Below are 19051 nucleotides of genomic sequence, written 5' to 3' on the forward strand. Positions count from 1 at the left end.
CCTAGGGGCCTGTAAAAGGGTCGGTTTGCAGCAGACTGGGGCGATCTGCGACACCTTGCCACCATCGTTGAAGCGCCGGAAAACCATCCAGCATCGCGGCACCCTGCCGTGCCATAGCGAAATAGGAAATCATCGGTGCCAGATGCAGGTCTGCAAGACTGATATCAATCCCGTTTAATTGATGGCCTTCGGCTGCGATCATATCAAGGCTTTGCAACACGGGCAGGGCGGCCTTTAGCCCATCTGAAACGGCGATCGGATCGGCAGGCTCCTCCATCATTGGCGCAAAGACGGCATTTGCAAAAACCTGCCGCACCAAGGGGACATAGCCATAGAAATCGGTGATCGCGATGACCTGCGCCATCCGTGCCATCTGATGCGGGACCGTCGGGACCAAGGAAAGGCCCGGCCCGACCGCATCAAGGTATCGCAATATGGCGCTGGTTTCGGTGAGCGTGAACCCGTCATGCTGCAATACGGGCACCCGGCCAAATGGCGTATATTCCAACAGCTTGGGGTTGGGCGCTGAGGAGAACGGGTTTAGTTCGTGATAGGTCGCTTCCAAACCCATCTCGATCAAGGCGACGCGCACAATGCGGGTGTAAACGCTGTATCTGTAACCGATGAGGGTAAGCCCCTCAGCCATGGTCTTTCAGCAAGCGCTGCTTTTGGCGCGACCAATCGCGCTTTGCCTCTGTCTCGCGTTTGTCGTGCAGCTTTTTACCCTTGGCGATGCCAATCTTGATCTTGGCCATACCGCGATGATTGAAATACATCACCATCGGCACAAGGGTCATGCCCTTGCGCTGCGTTTCGTTCCACAGGTTCGACAGCTGCTTTTTCGACACCAGCAGCTTGCGGCGGCGGCGTTCTTCGTGGCTGAATGTTTTGGCCTGACTGTAGGGCGCGATATACGAGTTCACCAACCAAAGTTCGCCATCCTCAACCGCTGCATAGCTTTCGGCGATATTCGCCCCGCCATTGCGCAGGGATTTCACCTCGGACCCCTCAAGCATAATGCCGCATTCAACGTCATCATCGATGGCATAGTCGAACCGCGCGCGGCGGTTTTCGGCAATGACCTTGTAATTGGGGTCGGATTTGGAGGATGATTTTACCTGTGACATGTTGTTGATGTAGGGCGCAGCGACGGGCGGCGCAAGATGGGCTGCGCATCGTTTGAGACGATGCATCAAATCCGCCGCGCTGCTAAGGGTGCCGCGTGCGCCCGATCCGATGTCAGGTTGCCCAATGACTGGCAGGAGCGAAGATAGGAATTCGAAATGCGCCATTACACCGCCCAGATCATCGCTGCCGTTCTGTTGGTGTTGTGCACAGTCACGGCCAGCCATGCAAAGGACCCCCTGCGCATTCTGATATTGGGGGATTCTTTCATGACCTCTCACTCTCAAGCCAAGCAATCCGTCGCACATCATCTGGAAAAAGCATTTGGCGCATACGTCAAAAATCGCGCGATTACCGGTGCGCGATACCGGTACTTTCTGCCCATCACAGGCGCGCTAGGGCTTAATATCTCAAAGCAATACCGCGAAGGCCCTTGGGATTGGGTGATCATCAATGGCGGCGGAAATGACATGTGGATGGGGTGCGGCTGCACGAAATGCGCCCGCCGGATGGACAAGCTGATTAGCGCAGACGGCACGGGCGGGGATATTCCGACGCTGGTGGCCAAAGCCCGGCGTTCAGGGGCCAAAGTTGCCTATGTCGGCTATTTGCGCAGCCCCGGCACGTGGTCCCCGATTGAGCATTGCAAAGACGAGGGCGACACGCTGGAGGCGCGGATCGCGGCTATGGCACAGCGTGACCACGGGGTGATCTTTATATCGCTGGCCGACCTGGTGCCGACGGGGGACAAGTCATTTCATGCCGCCGATATGATCCACCCCTCCGTCAAAGGCACCCGCGCCGCCGCAGACCGCATCGCGCAGGTTTTGAAACGTCACTAAACCGCCGGTAAGCTTAGAACAGGTCACAAGAGCTCTGCCACCAAGGCCTTACTCACCCAGTTTCGCGTGAACTTCTTTCAGGTCGATCTCGCAAATGGGCATTTTATTGGCTGGATTGTCCATATCGTATCTGAACAGCTCAAAATCACGTTTGTAGATTTCTCGCACCAGATGCATCGACAGATCGTCAAAATAATCCTCAACCGGGTGCGCCCGTTTGGGCCCGTGCCCTTCGGATTCGTTAAACCGCGGAATATCGGCCAACACAACCGGGTGCGGTGTCTCGATTGCGTCCAGCACGTCTTGCATCCCGTCGTTAAAACTCTCGGTCCAGATGATCTTGTCGTAGGTGCCGCCGTTTACAATAAACGTGCTGACATGCCCGGCTTGAGCGGACCAGTGAATGTCAGGATCCATCGGCCGGCGCCAGCGGATGGTGTCGCGCGCAAACAGCAAAAACCGGCGGAAGCTGGCAATTTGGTCGAACTCTTGCTTGCCGTCGATGCCGCCGACTTCGATACCGTATTTCTGCACCAACAGCGGCACCAGATTGCCGCGATACCGCTTGCCATTGCGCTGAATGCCGCAGATCTTGTCAAAGAATGAACTTAGAATGCGCGTGTACGGGTTTCGCACGCAGGTGAATGCATAAGATCCATGACCCTGCACATTTCTGGTGATCGGCTCTTGGGATTCATCCATCGCCCATTTGTGCATCCCGGATTTGGCATCATGAATATCGCCATCGAAAAACTGACCATGATCCGAATAATACATGATCTGCCCAATGGTCGAGCAGGCGCATTTGGGCACCACACGGTACACAACGCTTTCACTTTCCGTCATCCAAGTCCCTGGAAAACCCATTTTCTGCCCGGCCCCCTTATTTTTGGCCACAATTACCGCAGTTTAGGGCAAGAGAATGGCTTGAGTTAGAGAAAAGCAAATATTCGCGGTTTATTCAATTGCAGATCATCTTTAACCTGCCGTCTGAGCGATACGAAAGGGCAGCTTCGTCATTCATGGCCAGAATCGCCTACATCTTACTCTGTCACAAGGACCCGACTGCGATCATCAAGCAGGCGGAACGGTTGACGTCGTCAGGTGACTATATGTCCATTCACTTTGACGCCTCTGCCAGCGCAGCCGATTTTGCACAGATAACCAAGGCGCTTTGCAGCAACCCGAATGTGGTTTTCACACGCCAGCGCATTCGCTGCGGCTGGGGGGAATGGTCGCTGGTTCAGGCCACTTTGAACGCCGTGGAAAGCGCGGTTAAGGCATTTCCCCGGGCGACGCATTTCTATATGCTGTCTGGCGATTGCATGGCGATCAAATCAGCCGAATACACCCATAATTATCTGGACGATAATGACTTCGATTTCATCGAAAGCTTTGACTATTTCGAAAGCGACTGGATCAAGACAGGCTGGCAGGAAGAGCGGCTGATCTATCGGCATTGGTTCAATGAACGTACCCAAAAGAAACGCTTTTACTGGATGTTCGGGCTGCAAAAACGTCTGGGTCTAACGCGCGAAATCCCTGAGGATATACAGGTGCAGATCGGCAGTCAGTGGTGGTGCCTGCGGCGTCAAACCATTGAAAAAGTTCTGGAATTCACCAAACGTCGCAAAGACGTCATGCGGTTCTTTCGCACCACTTGGATTCCGGATGAAACCTTTTTCCAAACCATCGTGCGCCATCTCATTGCCGAAGATGAAATCCGCACCCGCACCCTGACGTTCTTGATGTTCAGTGATTACGGTATGCCGCTGACATTCTATAATGACCACTACGACCTGCTTGTGGCCCAGGATTACCTGTTTGCGCGCAAAATCAGCAGTGAAGCGACAGACCTAAAGCGCCGGCTTGGCTTGCTCTATACCGCACAAGGTGTCGAATTCCAGATCAGCAACGAAGGCCGCAGTCTGTTCAATTTCCTCAGCGGGCGGGGCCGGATCGGCCGCCGTTTTGCCACCCGTTTTTGGGAAACCGAAAGCACTCTGGGTCGCGAGCGTGAACTCTTGATCGTTGTGTGCAAAAAATGGCACGTCGCAAAACGCGTTCTTGAACGTATTCGCAAAACAACGAATCTGCCGACTATTGAATATCTGTTCAACGAAGAAAGCACACCTCTGCCCGATCTTGGCGGCATTCAGAATACGTTGGAAAAACGCACACGGCACCGGCGCGCCTTGATGCGCATGCTGTTTGATTACTACGAAACGGACCGGCTGATTGTGTGCATGGACCCGGGCAATATCGAACTGCTGCATGATTTCGCCTCTGACCGGTCGACAACGCGCATCCTCGAAATCGAATGCCAGTTCTCTGACGAATATCTGGCTGGCCATGCCGTGCGGGTCGGCCTTGCGGGCGAACGTACGTCGGCGGAAACGCTGGGCCGGATTTTGCCGACAATCCGCAACGATATGACATTCGAATGCGACCGTATTCGCGACGCGCAGTTCAAAAATTACGCGCGGATGCGGGAAAACGCATCCCCCCAGGAAAATGCTGATGTCTTGTCTGATTTTCTGCAGATACCCCCGGAAAAAGCGTTAGATATCGCCAAAATGCATTATCTCTTTTCAGACTAAGGACACCCCATGGCCTACGCCTACGACGACCAGAATATCTTTGCCAAAATCCTGCGCGGTGAAATCCCCAACGACACCGTTTATGAATCCGAACACGCGCTGGCGTTTCGCGATATCCAACCGCAGGCCCCGACCCATGTGCTGGTGATTCCCAAAGGCCCCTATGTCAGCTTTGATCACTTTGCCGCCCACGCCTCGGACGCCGAGATCGTCGGATACATCCGCGCAATTTCCGAAGTCTGCAAGGCCGAAGGGGTCACGCTTGAGGACGGCGACGGCTTCCGGATGATCTCAAACGCAGGTGCTGATGGCGTTCAAGAGGTTCCGCATTTGCACGTTCATATCTTGGGCGGTCGCCCCATGGGCCGCATGGTTGCCCGCCTCAACTGACCCTCGCTTCTCTGGCTTAAAAATATCCCGGGGGTGCCCGAAGGGCGGGGGCTGGCCCCCTCTCCCGTCCGCCGTGCGCGGCTAAGGTTGCTTTTTCCAGCTCGTGATCCAGCGGGAAAAGCGGCCCTGTTTTTCGGCAAAGTCATCTTCGATCCGCTCTAGAGTTGGATCAATCCGTTTCTCTCTGAACCTGCGCCAGCGCACCCAGATCGCATAGATCAGCGCGGCAAACAGCGTCAGGATAATGATGTTCAAAAACGGAATGCCTTTTGAAACATCCGGCCCCGCAACGGGGCGCACAGAAATCGCATTGGGAAAGATCGACAGGAATTCATTCCGCCAACCGTAATGCTTTAGCGCCACATATTGCGGCGCGCCCGAGGCCGAGCGTAAATCCGAGGCTTCGGCCTGCAAGTTGGTCGTGTCGAATTTGAAATAGGGCGGCCATCCCCAGCCCGTGTCTTCGTTGCGGTACACCATCACATCGCCCTTGGCGCGGCGGGTCTGGATAAAGAACACATCGCGGTTGCCCAAGCTGTTGTTGTTTCCCACATCCGCATTGGACCAAAAGATTGAGTTGTCACCAAAATCGACACGTTTCTCATAGGTGTCGGTGATCCGCACGATATCGACCTGCGGCAGCGTATAGTGAAAGAACCCGACGACAATCGTCCAGATCGTGATCCAGAACACCCATTTAATGACATTCATAGCGCCGGCTCCCCCTAGCTAAAGTTGGTGAGGTAAATGATCAGGATGATCAGCCCCACCGGTACAATATAGACACCCCAGATCAATTTGCGACGGATCGAGCTGTCATATCTCTTTAGCCCTCGTTGCACGAAACTGTCCAAATCCACAAGCCGTGGACCATTGCGCCATTTCTCGTGCAATTTGCCACGGCGGATACGGCGGGAATACATCGACAGGCCAACAAAGATGATGGTTAAGACAACAAAACCGACCACAATCAGTTGAAGAAATGCCACCATGGTTAGATGTCCTTGTGTCCTGACACGCGTTTCGCCCCACGCGGCCCGATAGGTGCTGACCTTAGCCAAACGCCGATCGGGCCCAAGGGCCTAGGGATTACCCTACCACGTTAAACTCGGGCCCATAAGGATAGCCGGTGATATTGTCGTTGCCGTCATCCGTGATCACCAAAATATCATGCTCGCGGTATCCGCCGGCACCCGGTTTATCCGCCGCAACCGTCAGCATCGGCTCCATCGAAATGACCATGCCGGGTTCAAGCACGGTGTCGACGTCTTCGCGCAGTTCCAGCCCGGCCTCGCGGCCATAGTAATGCGACAGCACCCCGAATGAATGCCCGTACCCAAAGGTGCGGTGTTGCAGCAAATCACGCTCAGCAAAGAAATCGTTGATCTTATGGGTGATCTCGGCGCAGCTAGCCCCCGGTTTCAACAGGCTCATCCCGTATTCATGGGCGGCGACGTTGGCCTCCCAAATCTTGAGGCTGGCCGCATCGACTTCGCCTGCGAACATCGTACGCTCAAGCGCGGTGTAATATGCCGATATCATCGGGAAGGTGTTCAGCGACAGGATATCACCGCATTCCAACTGGCGTGCGGTTACGGGGTTATGTGCGCCGTCGGTGTTCAGCCCAGACTGGAACCACACCCAGGTGTCGCGGTATTCGGCATCGGGAAAGCGTTTGGCGATCTCAAGCTCCATCGCGTCACGGCCCGCCATAGCGATGTCGATCTCGCGTGCGCCGATTTTGACCGCGTCGCGAATGGCGTAACCACCGACATCGGCGACCTGCGCGCCTTGGCGAATCAGGGCGATCTCGGCCTCTGACTTGTGCATCCGCTGACGCATCGTGGTTTCGAACAGATCCACCATCACGGCAGGCTCTAGAAAATCTTCAAGCTTGTCGCGCTGCATCAGGGTCAGGTGGTCGCCCTCATAGCCGATGACCGCCCCTTTACCCGTAACGGACGCAATGGCCCGCCAGTAGTTATCGCGTTGCCAATCAGTATAGGTGATGTTGTCGGCAAAGCTGCGCCGCCACGGCTGGCCCGCGTCGATGCCTGCGGAAATGGTCACGCAATCGGTGTCCGTCACAACCAACCCATAGGGCCGGCCAAAGGCACAGTACAAAAACCCCGAATAATAGGCGATATTGTGCATTGAGGTGAAAACGGCAGCGGTCGCCCCCGCGCTTTCCATGCGTTCGCGCAGCTCTTCCAAACGCGCCTCGTATTCGGTCGCATCAAAAGGCAACGGCGATTTCTCACCATTGTGAAAGCGGTACATATCGGGGCGCAAAACTTTGGATGGATTGGTCATATCAGACCCTCCTTTTCAGAAAGGTCCCGGCGTGCAGGACGCAAGGGCCTAAGTTCAGGACGACGCCATCGCCCTAGCCCATGCAACCTTTCTCCTATTTCAGCGCACCGATCAAGGGGTCACTTGATGCCAAGCAATGCTTTCATCATGTCGCTGTCGGGGTCTTCCAGCAAATCGATGATATCAAAGTGATGCCGCCCTTCGACTGCGGTCATCTTGGCCCCCCAAACGCGCGACAACTGTTCTGCCTGTTCGATAAAGGCGGGGCGTTCATCCGCGCCGACCCAGATCGTGACATTCACCCCATGCGGCGGGGTCATGTTGACGGGGCTTTCGGCTGCGACCTCTGCTTCGTCCAACTGCAAAACCTCGTTCATGGTGGTTTGTAGCAGCGGTTCCAGATCGGCCACGGGGGAAATCGTCACGATATTGGAAATCCGTTCGCGCACATCACCGGGCAGGATCAGCGGGTCGGTCATGCGGGCGACCAACTGGCCCCCAGCGGAATGTCCGGCCAGTGAAATCGACCCTTGGGTCCGCTTGGCGACATCTGCCAGCCCTTTGGCCACCTGGCTGGTAATCTGGCTGATGCGCACATCGGGGCACAGATCATAGCCGATCATCGCAACCGCATACCCACGCGCCAGCGCACCTGCCGCCAAATGGGACCAATCAGACGGCGCAAAAGCCTTCCAATACCCACCATGGATGAAAACGACAGTACCCCGGGAAACCCCTTCAGGTTCGAAGAAGTCATACAGCTCGCGGTCTGACGCACCATAGGAAATGTTCTTTTGCGCGCGAAACCCCAGCTTCTTGCGGAACGCTGCTGCTGCCTTTTGCCAGCGGGGCGGATAGTCCTCGGCACCCTCGATATAAGCGGCATTGGCATAAGCATCATCTAACTGCATTTGGGTCTCCCTTAACACGCCAAAACAAACTCGAACTAGACAATCATAGCGAATGTTGCTTTGGGTTCCACAAACAAAAGCGGAGAGATCAAAATGACTGACGCAAACACCGACCTGAAATCTATGCTCAAAGACCCCAGCCTACTGGAAACCCGTGCCTATATTGGCGGCGAATGGGTAGATGGCGACGACGGTACCTTTGATGTGACCAACCCTGCGCGTGGTGATGTGATTGCCAAAGTGGCCGACCTTAGCCGTGCCCAAGTCGCCGGTGCCATCGCCCAAGCCGAAAAGGCCCAGAAAGAATGGGCATCCTGGACCGGCAAAGAACGTGCCGCCGTGCTGCGCAAATGGTTCGATCTGATGATGGCGAACCAGGACGATCTGGGGGCCATCCTGACCGCGGAACAAGGCAAACCGCTGGCCGAGGCCAAAGGCGAAATCGCCTATGGTGCGTCGTTTATCGAATTCATGGGCGAACAGGCCAAGCGCGTGTACGGCGAAACCATTCCCGGCCACCAGCGCGACAAACGCATCACCGTGATCAAGCAACCCATCGGCGTTGCAGCATCGATTACGCCGTGGAACTTTCCCAACGCAATGATCACCCGCAAGGCAGCACCTGCGCTGGCCGCTGGCTGTGCATTTGTTGCGCGCCCTGCAGCCGAAACGCCGCTATCTGCCATCGTCATGGGCGTGTTGGCTGAACGTGCGGGCATTCCGGCGGGCGTGTTCAATGTGGTGCCATCGTCATCGTCCTCTGCCGTGGGTAAGGAATTCTGCGAAAACCCTGCCGTGCGCAAGCTGACATTTACCGGATCGACCGAAGTTGGCCGTATCCTGATGAAGCAAGCCGCCGATCAGGTCATGAAATGTTCGATGGAGCTGGGCGGCAATGCACCGTTCATCGTGTTTGATGATGCCGATCTGGATGCTGCTGTCGAAGGCGCGATCCTGTGCAAATTCCGCAACAACGGCCAGACCTGCGTTTGCGCCAACCGCATCTATGTGCAGGCCGGTGTCTATGACGCCTTTGCCGAAAAGCTGAAGGTCGCGGTCGAGAAACTCAAGGTTGGTGACGGCTTTGAAGACGGCGTGGCGCTTGGCCCGCTGATCAACCCCGCCGCGGGTGAAAAGGTCAAAGAGCATATCGAGGATGCAAAATCCAAGGGTGCTAACGTGATCTTGGGCGATGCTGGCGAGATGGACGGAAACTTCCTGCCGCCCACGATCATGACCGACGTGACCCAAGACATGATGGTTGCGACCGAAGAAACCTTTGGCCCGCTGGCACCGCTGTTCAAATTCGACAGCGTCGATGACGTGATCGCGATGGCGAACGACACGATCTTTGGTCTGGCGTCGTACTTTTATGCCAAGGACTTAAGCCGCGTTTATAAAGTCGCCGAAGCGCTGGAATACGGCATTGTGGGCGTAAACACCGGCCTGATCTCGACCGAGGTGGCACCGTTTGGCGGCGTCAAACAATCCGGTCTGGGCCGCGAAGGCAGCCACCACGGGATCGAGGATTACCTTGAGATGAAATACATCTGCATGTCGGTCTGATATCTGATATGCGCTTTGCGGGCGGCGAGATGATCCTGCCGCCCGTTTTCGTTTAAGCAGCCAGCGCCCTGGTGATCAGATTGCCCAGCCGCTTGATCCCCTCGGCGATCTTGGCCTCGTCTGATGTGGCATAACTAAGACGCAGCGTATTGCGCCCTGATCCATCGGCAAAGAATGCATGCCCCGGCACAAAGGCGACCCGTTCGGTTTTAAGCGACTCGGCCAGCAAGTTGGCCCCGTCCAATGTCTCGGGCAGCGTCACCCAAATGAACATCCCACCTTCGGGTTTTGTCCAGCTGACACCGTCCGGCATGTGTTCCTCAAGCGCGTTCAGCATCGCATCGCGCCGTCCGCGATAGGCCGCGCGGATCACTTCAACATGGCTGTCAAAATGATGCTCCGCGACGTCGGCAATAGCGATCTGGTTTAGTGTCGCACTATGCAAATCTGCCGCCTGCTTCATCAACACAAGCTGGTTGATCACTGGCATCGCGGCGCAGACCCAACCGACACGCAGGCCCGGCGACAGTGTCTTGGAAAAGCTCCCGCAATAGATCGTCCGGCAGGCTTCGATATCCCCGCCCTTGCGCGCGGCCTCAAGCGCCAGAATTGGCGGGATCACCTCCCCGTCAAAGCGCAGCGATTGATAAGCCGCGTCTTCGATCACCGCGATATCCATCTCGTCGGCCAGATCAATGACCCGCTCCCGCGCTGCGCGGCTAACGGTGGCCCCGGTGGGGTTTGCAAAATCAACGGACAGATAGGCAAACTTGGCCTTACCACCTGCGGCCTCGGCCTCTGCCGTATAATCGGCGGCTGAACGGTTGCTCAGCGGGTCCAGTTTATCATAACGCGGTTCGTAGGCGTTGAACGCCCCTAATGCGCCCAGATAAGTCGGCCACCCGACCAAGACGGTGTCGCCGGGCGACAGGAACAGCTTACCCAGATAATCCAACGCTTGCTGCGATCCGGACGTGATCAGGATGTTGTCGGGCGTGGCAGGGATACCGATTTTCTGCATTTGGCCAGCAATCCAAACCCGCAACGGTTTGTGTCCCTCGCTGGACGAATACTGCAGGCCATGCGTCGCAAGTGGGCCGCTTAATGCAGCATTGAACGCCTCTTGGAATATTTGCTTTGGAAACAGATCAGGGTCGGGAATGCCACCTGCAAAGGATATGATATCAGGTTGATCCAACAGCTTTAGCAGCTCGCGGATTTCCGACGCCTTCATACGTGTGGCGCGTGTCGCAAAGATTTCTTGCAAGGACATGGTGCCCCCTCCCCAATGATTTGCCGCAGATTGGCGCGTGACCACATTTAAGTCAATACTTTTGACCTAATCCTCCGCACGCAGACACGCCAGAAACAAAAAGACCCGAGGCACTGCCCCGGGTCCAATTCACATGTGTTGAAAATAGCTTAGTTCACAGACTTCGCATCAACGACATCTTTTTCAATCGCGCCTGCTGATGCGCTTGCGATCTGAATCTGGCGCGGCTTTAGTGCTTCGGGCACCTGGCGTTCCAGATCGATGTTCAGCATCCCATCAACATGGGTGGCACCCGTCACCTGCACATGGTCGGCAAGGTGGAACCGACGCTCGAACGCCCGTGTGGCAATACCGCGATGCAGATAGGTTTTTTCGTTTGCGTCATCCGCCTTGCGGGCCGAAACGATCAGGGATTTTTCACGCACTTCGACGCTTAGATCCGCGTCGGAAAAGCCCGCAACCGCAATCGAAATACGATAGGATTCATCGTCAAGCTTTTCGATATTGTAGGGCGGGTAGCTGTTTTGCGCGACATCATTGGTCGCGACGCGATCCATCAGGTTGGCGATTTGGTCAAAGCCAACGGTGGAACGATATAGGGGTGCAAAATCAAAATTACGCATAGGTGTTCATCCTCGTTTGAGCGATTTACAGAGCTGGACCTTCCACTGCGGACAGGCCCATGTTTCATGATCCAAAACCCTAATTAGGCGTCTTGGTGAGAATGATGTGGGGATGAACAAATACAGTTTCAAGAGGGTCAGTCACGCAATAGACCCCGCGATCTAACCTAAGGTTTTATGAATTTTGCACCGGTTGTGCGGCGACGATCCGATGCCGATATCGTTTTTCGCTTGATACCCGGCGCTTGATAAACACCTTTTCCGGCCACCAGTTCAGCCTGCAACAACGCAAGAGGTGTTCCCAATGCGGTACCCAATGAGACTTCATTCCCCTCGACCTGCGCCTTGGCGGACACCACCGACACGATCTGCGGCACACCATTTGAAAAGGTGAAAATCGGCGCGCCACTCGATCCGAAGTCGACAGAACACGTGGTGACCAACACGCCCTCCTGGCGGGCCAGCACGCTGCACGTCTCTTGCAATGATGGTGCCTCGGCGCGGTCTTTGGCATAGCTGACCACACCCAATTCGTCACCGCGGCGTGGGCGCGGTGCCGTGTCAAACGGAACAATCGTGGTATTTTGGATTGCGCGATCAAGTTCGAGCAGGGCCAGATCATAACGCACCCGCTGGGGCGACACCGCCCCGTCATAGACATAATCAGGATGCACGACAGCGCGGCGGATATTGCGATACGCCCCGGCACGCCCGTTGCGCCAGCCTGCGCGAAACTTGACCGATTTGTGATCGATACGTTGCTTGGTTTTGCGGTCGAACAGACAATGTGCCGCCGTCAATACAAGACGCGGCGCAATCAATGCGCCGGTGCAAAACCCTGCCCCGGCAATGTCGAGGCGGCCAACAGCCTCCCACGCACGCGCGTCGACGCCAGTCTCCAAGCTGCGCAGATACGCATCTTGTGACAGGGCGGATGTGGCAACGGTCAGCAAGGCAAACGAAAGGGCGACCCAGCGGCGCATGGCACGGCTCCCTTTCTTTGGAGTTCGCTCAAGATTTAGAAAACCGCTAATGGCTAGATAAGGCATAAATAGGGCAATACCTCAGCGCAGTTTGGGAATCTCGCCCTTGGGGTCATGTGTGCCGGTCAGCGCAGGCGGTTTCGGCCCGCCACTGGCCCAATCCAGCAGTTCGACCGTGTGAACCACAGGTATCCCCGCAGCCGACCCGATTTGCATCATGCATCCAATATTCCCCGCGGCAATCACGTCGGGGTTCTTGGCCTTCAGGGTTTTGATTTTGCGATCTTTTAGCTGCTTTGAAATCTCGGGCTGCATCAGATTATACGTGCCAGCCGATCCACAACATAGATGGGGGTCAGCCGGTTCGACGACGGTAAAACCCGCCTGCCTTAGCAGATCTTTGGGGTAGGTCTTGATCTGCTGACCATGCTGCAAGGAACAGGCCGCGTGATAGGCGACGACCATCCCGTGATCTACGGGCGCATGCGGCAGGGTGGCATCTGTTCCAGCGATATTGTCTTTGGCGGGCCGCGGTGCCGGGCTGGTATCCTCGGCCTGTTTCAGAGCGATCAATACCTCAGACACATCCTGCGCAATGGCCGACACCCGTGCCGCATCCGCCGCAAGCGGTTCATTACGGAACATATGCCCGTAATCCTTGACGGTGGTGCCACAGCCAGAGGTGTTGATGACAATGGCATCCAATCCCTGCCCGTCAATTTCGGCGCACCATGCTTTGATGTTTTTGGCCGCTGTTGCGTGGCTTTCGCGGGTCTTGCCCATGTGGTGGGTCAATGCCCCGCAACATCCGGCCCCTTCCGCCACCACAACCTCGCACCCCAACCGCGTCAGCAGACGGATCGTGGCGTCATTGATGTCCGTGTTCAGCGCCTTTTGCGCGCAGCCTGTCATCAATGCCACACGCTTCTTGCGCGCACCTTGCGGGGCAAAGCTTTGAGGATCGTCGTTGCGGCTGACCGGCGGGATGGTCTTGGGGGCCATCTCAAGCATCGCCTTAAGCCGCGCGTCCGGCATCAGCCGCGCAAAGGGCCGCCCGATCTTGGCACCCAACAACGCCAACCGAAACCGCGTCGGATATGGCAGGATCCGCGCTAAAACCCAACGCAACGCCCGATCGCTAAAGGGGCGTTTGTAGCGCTGTTCGATATAGTCACGCGCGTGGTCCACCAAATGCATGTAATGCACACCCGACGGGCAGGTCGTCATGCAGGCAAGGCAGGACAGGCAGCGGTCAATATGCTTGACCGTTTTGACATCCGGGTCACGATCGTTTTCCAGCATGTCCTTGATCAGGTAGATACGCCCCCGCGGGCTGTCCAACTCATCCCCCAACACTTGATAGGTCGGGCATGTGGCCGTGCAAAACCCGCAGTGCACGCAGGCGCGCAATATCTCGTTGCTGCGCCTGATTGCAGGGTTTTTCAATTGCTCTGGGGTGAATGTCGTCTGCATGAATACTCCAGCGATGTCAGCTCACGGCCCCGTGAACCATTAAAAATCAGGGGGCTAGGATAGCCCGAAGCAAGGGGTGGTGACACCGATTGCACCAATAACAGCCGTCCAGCGCCGGACCTTCTGATCCGGACAGGCATAGCGCAGCCCCAGCCTGGCAAAACCCAACACAAAGAGAACGATCAACGTCATGCTGCAGGATCCATCAGACCGGCGTTGAAAATGCCCTTGGGGTCAAACTGTGCGCGCAACTTTGATGTCAGCCGCGCCAGGCCGGCAGGCTCCGGATGGAACATACCCAGCCGCGCTTTGTTTGCGGCATCTGCCCGGACCAAGGTCGCATGCCCATCAAACGCACCAACGGCTTGGCGCAGATCATGGCCGGGGATCGTAAGCAGCCAAATCAGCCCACCCGCCCAGTCATAAAACCACGTCTGCGCACCCGACCGCGCCGCAATGGCCGGACCGTCAGAGGGTTTGCACGACACCCGCCAGACATCGCCTTCCTTGCCGTGAAACGCTGCCACATCGCGGATATCAGCCCAAATCGCATCAGATGCTGCGACATCCCGAACATCGATCTGCGCACCGGTCGCCGACAACAACGCGCGAAGCTTTTCCAATCGATACGCGACCGAGGCCTCAAACCCCTCGACCCGTAAATTGGTCTCCTGACGGGACGGGTCATGCGCCGCACCTGTGACCTCAAACGGACTGCCAAGCGCCTGTGCCATGGCAGCCACAGCGCCCGCATCATCCAAACCATTCAAAACCAGTGTTGCATGGGTTTCAGGCCGGGGCAGCACCTTCAGCGATACCTCACTCAGCACACCAAGCGTGCCGTAAGACCCCGCCATCAGCTTTACCAGATCATAGCCCGTGACGTTTTTCATCACCCGCCCGCCATTCTTGATGACAGCGCCAGTGCCGTCGACATAGCGAACGCCCAACAGGAAATCCCGCGCGGCCCCCACAGAAATACGGCGCGGGCCGCTCACATTCGCAGCCATCGCCCCACCAATCGTTGGTGTGCCTTTTGTGCCCAGCAGCGCCCGATGATCCATCGGCTCGAACGCCAACCGCTGGTTTTCGCCGGCCAGCGCCGCTTCGATTTCAACCACCGGCGTGCCTGCCTTGGCCACCACAGTCATGGCACCCGGCTCGTACAGGGAAATGCCACTCAGCCCCGCAACAGACATCACTGCCCCGCGAACCGGAACGCCGCGCGTGCCGCCGCCCCGAACCGCCAATGGACCATCTGCGCCCTTAACCGCGTCCACAAGCGCCTGTTCTGAAGTGATGTCCATTCTTCTCTGGCTCCTAAATATCCAAATCCCACCCTAAACCGCGCACGGGCGGCCTGTTGTCAGCCTACTCTGCGGCGATCTTCACCGCACGACGAGTTTCGGATGCATCAAGCGGAAACACTTTGGCCGGGTTCAACAACCATGCGGGATCAAACACGTCCTTCACCGCCATTTGGGCGTTCAGATCGGCCGCGGCGTATTGAACATGCATCAGATCACGCTTTTCGATGCCGACGCCATGCTCGCCCGTCAGGCAACCGCCCACCTCGACGCAGAGCTTCAGCACCTCGGCACCGAACTCTTCACACAATTCCAGATCACCGGGTTTGTTTGCATCAAACAGGATCAACGGATGCATATTGCCATCGCCTGCATGGAAAACATTTCCGACCTTCAGGCCGAAATGGTCGCTCATCTCGCCAATGCGTTTCAACACATGCGGCAAGGACGACACAGGGATCGTGCCATCAAGACACATGTAATCATTAATCTGGCCCATCGCCCCAAAGGCGGATTTGCGGCCCAGCCAAATCTTGGCGCTTTCCTCGGCAGACTTGGATTGGCGCAGCTCGACCGGGTTATGCCGCCGCGCAATGGCCGAAATCAGCTCAAGCTGGTGGTCAATCTCGGCGTCCGATCCCTCGACCTCGACGATCAACAGGGCCTCGCACATTGGATAGCCCGCTTTGGCAAAAGCCTCGGTTGCCTCGATACAGGGCCGGTCCATGAATTCGATTGCGACAGGCAAAACACCGGCCTTGATAATGTCGGACACACAGGTGCCCGCGACCTCATTATCGTCAAAGCCGATTAGAACGGGCCGTGCGCCTTCGGGTTTGTGCAAGATGCGCAGGGTTGCTTCGGTGACAACGCCAAGCTGCCCTTCGGACCCGCAGACCAAGCCCAGCAGATCAAGCCCCCCTGCATCCAGATGTGCGCCGCCGATGTCGATGATTTCACCATCCATCAGCACCATTTTGACGCCCATCAGATTGTTCGTGGTCACACCGTATTTCAAACAATGCGCCCCGCCCGAATTCATCGCGATATTGCCCGCAATGGCACAGGCCAGCTGGCTGGACGGATCAGGCGCATAGAAAAACCCGTGTTCCTCGACCGCGCCGGTCACGCTGAGGTTCGTGCGCCCGGTCTGTACGCGAATGATGCGGTTTCCGTAATCTGTCTCGATCACATCGTTCATCCGGGCCACGCCCAAGATCACGCAATCCGCCGTTGGCAGCGCGCCACCCGCAAGGGATGTGCCCGACCCGCGCGGTACGACCGGCACGCCTTCCTCGTGGCAGATGCGCAGCACATCCGACACTTCCTGTGTGGATGACGGCAGCACAGCCACCATGGGCGGGCATTTATAGGCGGTTAGGGCATCGCATTCATAAGCGCGGGTTTCACGTTCGTCATGAATGACCGCATCGGGCGGCAAAACGCCTTGCAACCGCTCAACCACGCGCGCCTTGCGGGCAACGATGTCGGGGTTGGGAATAGGCATTTCCATGGCGCACCTCATATTTTGGTAAAATAATATTACCAATTTAAACCATTGGCAAGCTGGAACCGTCCGGCGTATGCATCATGGCATGACTTGGATGGATCGCCTCGCCCTTTTTGGGCCGCTTGATTACACAGCACTCGCCTGCATTTTTGTTCTATGGCTCTGTATTGGTTGGCTGACCGAAAACGCAGGTCCGAAACGCCCATCGATGTCACAGTTGATGGCGGCGCACCGGCGCGAATGGATGGTTCAAATGATTACGCGCCAGCCGCGGATTTTTGATGCACATATTCTGGGAACATTACGCCAAAGCACTGCATTTTTCGCCTCTACAAGTGTCATCGCCCTGGGCGGGACCTTGGCGCTTTTGGGCAATTCAGAACAGATGGCAACCGTGGTCGAGGATCTATCCCTGACCGATCTACCCACAGTCGTTTGGGAGCTAAAGATGCTGTTGCCGCTGTTCTTTTTAGCCAACGGCTTTCTGAAATTCGTCTGGTCAAACCGCTTGTTTGGCTATTGCTCAGTCTTAATGGCCGCTGTCCCGAATGACGTTGATGATCCCCGCGCGACCCAAATGGCTGCAAAAGCAGCAGAGCTTAACATCACAGCCGCGCGCAGTTTCAACAGAGGTCTGCGGTCGCTTTACTTCGCACTGGCCAGCCTGCCATGGCTGATCGGCCCCATCCCCCTGATACTTGCTTCAGTTGTAACTTTTATTATTGTCGGACGGCGTGAATTTAAATCAGAGTCCCGGCGCATACTCTTGGAAAGCTGACGGCGACGGCCTATATGTATTCTTCAATTCCTTTGGTGAAATTATGTTCAAGACCGCATTCGCAACCGCACTTGTCTTAAGCGCGCAATACGCCGCTGCAGATAATGCGGTGATTGAAAACGTTCGCGCCGTGCAAACGGATGGCTTGTGGACGTTTGACGTAACCATCAGCCATGGCGACGAAGGGTGGGGCCATTTTGCCGATGCGTGGCGTATTCTGGATGGCTCTGGCAACCAGATCGCGATCCGCGAACTTATTCACCCGCATGTCGATGAACAGCCACTGACGCGGTCGCTATCCGGCGTCGCAATTCCGCCAGGCGTGACAGAAGTCGGTGTTCAGGCCCGCGATACCATTGCTGGATGGGGCCAAGACATCAAAAAAGTAAAACTGAAGTAAGCTCAGACCCGATGATACGGCCCGCCGGACAAGATTGATGCAGCGCGGTACAGCTGTTCGGTCAACATGACGCGCACCAACATATGCGGCCAGACCATCTTGCCAAACGATAGCGCGTGGTCTGCATCCTTGCGCAATTCCTTGGCAATGCCATCAGCACCCCCAATCACAAACGCGACGTCCCCACGCCCCTGATCGCGCCAACCGCCTAGCCGGTCGGCAAACTCGGGTGACGTTTCAATCCGCCCGCGCTCGTCCAGCACGCAGATCAACGATCCGTCCGGGATCGCACGGCGCAGCAAAACAGCCTCGGCTGCCATTCCGCCGTTTTTCTTATCTTCAACTTCGAGGATTTGCGCCGGGCCAAGGCCCAGCCCGCGACCTGTTCGGTCAAACCTTTTCAGGTAATCATCAATCAGGTCTTTTTCTGGTCCGGCGCGCAAACGCCCGACCACGCAGATATGAACACGCATACCAAAAGCCTTGCGAGCTTAGTGCGGCATGACGGCTGGTGGTTCAGGTGTGTCGGTCGGCATCCACATCTTTTCCAGCTGGTAGAATTCGCGCACTTCGGGGCGGAATACGTGAACGATCACATCACCTGTATCGATCAAAACCCAGTCGCCTGTGTCTTTGCCTTCGACACGCGGCGTGCGTTTGTATTCATCCTTGACCATCTGCGCCAGTTTTTCGGCAATCGATGATACCTGACGCGAAGACCGGCCAGAGCACACGACCATATAGTCGCCGATGGCCGTTTTGCCGCGCAGATCAATCTGCACGATATCTTCGGCCTTGTCGTCGTCTAGTTGGGATAGGATCGAAGCGAGAAGTGCGTCGCTTGTTGTTACATTTGTGTCGGCAGTCATCATTGCTGCCTGCGGATCCGCAGCGGGTGCTGCGTTTGAGAGAGTAGACAGGACATTGTCCTCCTTTAGGCGCGCCGACAGTCCCCCG

Annotated in this window: 22 protein-coding genes; 6 read left to right on the forward strand and 16 right to left on the reverse strand. The window is 56.4% G+C overall.

Annotation, left to right across the window (positions count from 1 at the left end; translation table 11 throughout):
* Nucleotide 1: 1 nt before the first annotated feature.
* The gene (locus tag BM347_RS14260) at nt 2–646 is read right to left on the reverse strand and encodes a glutathione S-transferase family protein (RefSeq protein WP_093917173.1); all 645 of its coding nucleotides are present in this window, start codon (nt 644–646) and stop codon (nt 2–4) included.
* A complete protein-coding gene (gene smpB / locus BM347_RS14265; RefSeq protein ID WP_093917326.1) occupies nt 639–1127 on the reverse strand; it encodes an SsrA-binding protein SmpB in 489 nt (162 codons plus the stop codon). Before smpB ends, BM347_RS14260 begins: the two co-directional genes overlap by 8 nt.
* Nucleotides 1128–1283: 156 nt before the next feature.
* Here smpB and BM347_RS14270 point away from each other — a divergent pair, with 156 nt between their 5' ends.
* Nucleotides 1284–1967 carry an SGNH/GDSL hydrolase family protein gene (locus BM347_RS14270; protein ID WP_093917174.1) on the forward strand — a complete coding sequence of 228 codons (684 nt, stop codon included), beginning with the start codon at nt 1284–1286 and terminating at the stop codon, nt 1965–1967.
* Nucleotides 1968–2015: 48 nt separating this feature from the next.
* Here BM347_RS14270 and BM347_RS14275 read toward each other — a convergent pair whose 3' ends face one another.
* Nucleotides 2016–2834, reverse strand: a complete 819-nt coding sequence (locus BM347_RS14275) for a sulfotransferase family protein (RefSeq protein WP_093917327.1) — start codon at nt 2832–2834, stop codon at nt 2016–2018.
* A gap of 155 nt (nt 2835–2989) precedes the next feature.
* Between BM347_RS14275 and BM347_RS14280 the strand changes: the two genes are divergently transcribed.
* Together BM347_RS14280 and BM347_RS14285 are read left to right on the forward strand one after the other, a co-directional pair.
* Nucleotides 2990–4567 carry a DUF5928 domain-containing protein gene (locus tag BM347_RS14280; protein WP_093917175.1) on the forward strand — a complete coding sequence of 526 codons (1578 nt, stop codon included), beginning with the start codon at nt 2990–2992 and terminating at the stop codon, nt 4565–4567.
* Between the two features lie 9 nt (nt 4568–4576).
* Nucleotides 4577–4957, forward strand: coding sequence for a histidine triad nucleotide-binding protein (locus BM347_RS14285; RefSeq protein ID WP_093917176.1), 381 nt, complete (start codon nt 4577–4579; stop codon nt 4955–4957).
* Nucleotides 4958–5038: 81 nt separating this feature from the next.
* On the opposite strand, the gene BM347_RS14290 is transcribed toward BM347_RS14285, so the two are convergent.
* The 4 genes from BM347_RS14290 to BM347_RS14305 all read right to left on the reverse strand — a co-directional run bounded on the left by BM347_RS14290 (nt 5039) and on the right by BM347_RS14305 (nt 8181).
* Nucleotides 5039–5668, reverse strand: a complete 630-nt coding sequence (locus BM347_RS14290) for a DUF1523 family protein (RefSeq protein WP_093917177.1) — start codon at nt 5666–5668, stop codon at nt 5039–5041.
* 14 nt (nt 5669–5682) lie between these two features.
* Nucleotides 5683–5949 carry a hypothetical protein gene (locus BM347_RS14295; protein ID WP_093917178.1) on the reverse strand — a complete coding sequence of 89 codons (267 nt, stop codon included), beginning with the start codon at nt 5947–5949 and terminating at the stop codon, nt 5683–5685.
* A gap of 97 nt (nt 5950–6046) precedes the next feature.
* Nucleotides 6047–7270, reverse strand: a complete 1224-nt coding sequence (locus tag BM347_RS14300; protein ID WP_093917179.1) for an aminopeptidase P family protein — start codon at nt 7268–7270, stop codon at nt 6047–6049.
* A gap of 119 nt (nt 7271–7389) precedes the next feature.
* A complete protein-coding gene (locus BM347_RS14305) occupies nt 7390–8181 on the reverse strand; it encodes an alpha/beta hydrolase (protein ID WP_093917180.1) in 792 nt (263 codons plus the stop codon).
* 93 nt (nt 8182–8274) lie between these two features.
* Here BM347_RS14305 and BM347_RS14310 point away from each other — a divergent pair, with 93 nt between their 5' ends.
* Nucleotides 8275–9747, forward strand: a complete 1473-nt coding sequence (locus tag BM347_RS14310; protein ID WP_093917181.1) for an NAD-dependent succinate-semialdehyde dehydrogenase — start codon at nt 8275–8277, stop codon at nt 9745–9747.
* A gap of 52 nt (nt 9748–9799) precedes the next feature.
* On the opposite strand, the gene BM347_RS14315 is transcribed toward BM347_RS14310, so the two are convergent.
* The 7 genes from BM347_RS14315 to BM347_RS14340 form a co-directional block, all read right to left on the reverse strand.
* A complete protein-coding gene (locus tag BM347_RS14315; protein WP_093917182.1) occupies nt 9800–11020 on the reverse strand; it encodes an aminotransferase-like domain-containing protein in 1221 nt (406 codons plus the stop codon).
* A 149-nt stretch (nt 11021–11169) separates the two neighbouring features.
* Complete coding sequence (locus BM347_RS14320) at nt 11170–11643, reverse strand: Hsp20 family protein (protein ID WP_093917183.1); 474 nt, start codon at nt 11641–11643, stop codon at nt 11170–11172.
* Between the two features lie 167 nt (nt 11644–11810).
* Nucleotides 11811–12626 carry a trypsin-like serine peptidase gene (locus BM347_RS14325; protein WP_093917184.1) on the reverse strand — a complete coding sequence of 272 codons (816 nt, stop codon included), beginning with the start codon at nt 12624–12626 and terminating at the stop codon, nt 11811–11813.
* An 81-nt stretch (nt 12627–12707) separates the two neighbouring features.
* Complete coding sequence (gene glcF, locus BM347_RS14330) at nt 12708–14099, reverse strand: glycolate oxidase subunit GlcF (protein WP_093917185.1); 1392 nt, start codon at nt 14097–14099, stop codon at nt 12708–12710.
* A gap of 54 nt (nt 14100–14153) precedes the next feature.
* On the reverse strand, nt 14154–14291 hold the full coding sequence (locus BM347_RS17620; protein ID WP_175498588.1) for a hypothetical protein: 138 nt from the start codon (nt 14289–14291) through the stop codon (nt 14154–14156).
* Nucleotides 14288–15406, reverse strand: coding sequence for an FAD-binding protein (locus tag BM347_RS14335; protein WP_093917186.1), 1119 nt, complete (start codon nt 15404–15406; stop codon nt 14288–14290). Before BM347_RS14335 ends, BM347_RS17620 begins: the two co-directional genes overlap by 4 nt.
* A 64-nt stretch (nt 15407–15470) precedes the next feature.
* The gene (locus BM347_RS14340; protein ID WP_093917187.1) at nt 15471–16919 is read right to left on the reverse strand and encodes an FAD-linked oxidase C-terminal domain-containing protein; all 1449 of its coding nucleotides are present in this window, start codon (nt 16917–16919) and stop codon (nt 15471–15473) included.
* Nucleotides 16920–17001: 82 nt separating this feature from the next.
* Between BM347_RS14340 and BM347_RS14345 the strand changes: the two genes are divergently transcribed.
* Both BM347_RS14345 and BM347_RS14350 read left to right on the forward strand, forming a co-directional pair.
* On the forward strand, nt 17002–17694 hold the full coding sequence (locus BM347_RS14345) for a DUF599 domain-containing protein (RefSeq protein ID WP_093917328.1): 693 nt from the start codon (nt 17002–17004) through the stop codon (nt 17692–17694).
* Between the two features lie 43 nt (nt 17695–17737).
* On the forward strand, nt 17738–18094 hold the full coding sequence (locus BM347_RS14350; RefSeq protein ID WP_093917188.1) for a hypothetical protein: 357 nt from the start codon (nt 17738–17740) through the stop codon (nt 18092–18094).
* Nucleotides 18095–18096: 2 nt separating this feature from the next.
* Here the strand turns inward: BM347_RS14350 and rlmH are convergent, their stop codons facing one another.
* Together rlmH and rsfS are read right to left on the reverse strand one after the other, a co-directional pair.
* Nucleotides 18097–18567: a 23S rRNA (pseudouridine(1915)-N(3))-methyltransferase RlmH gene (gene rlmH, locus BM347_RS14355; RefSeq protein ID WP_093917189.1), complete on the reverse strand. Its 471-nt coding sequence runs from the start codon at nt 18565–18567 to the stop codon at nt 18097–18099.
* Nucleotides 18568–18585: 18 nt separating this feature from the next.
* Entirely contained in the window at nt 18586–18963 is a 378-nt protein-coding gene (gene rsfS, locus BM347_RS14360; protein ID WP_093917329.1) for a ribosome silencing factor, read from the reverse strand.
* Nucleotides 18964–19051: the final 88 nt, after the last annotated feature.

The organism is Sulfitobacter marinus (assembly GCF_900116285.1).
Classification (GTDB): domain Bacteria; phylum Pseudomonadota; class Alphaproteobacteria; order Rhodobacterales; family Rhodobacteraceae; genus Sulfitobacter; species Sulfitobacter marinus.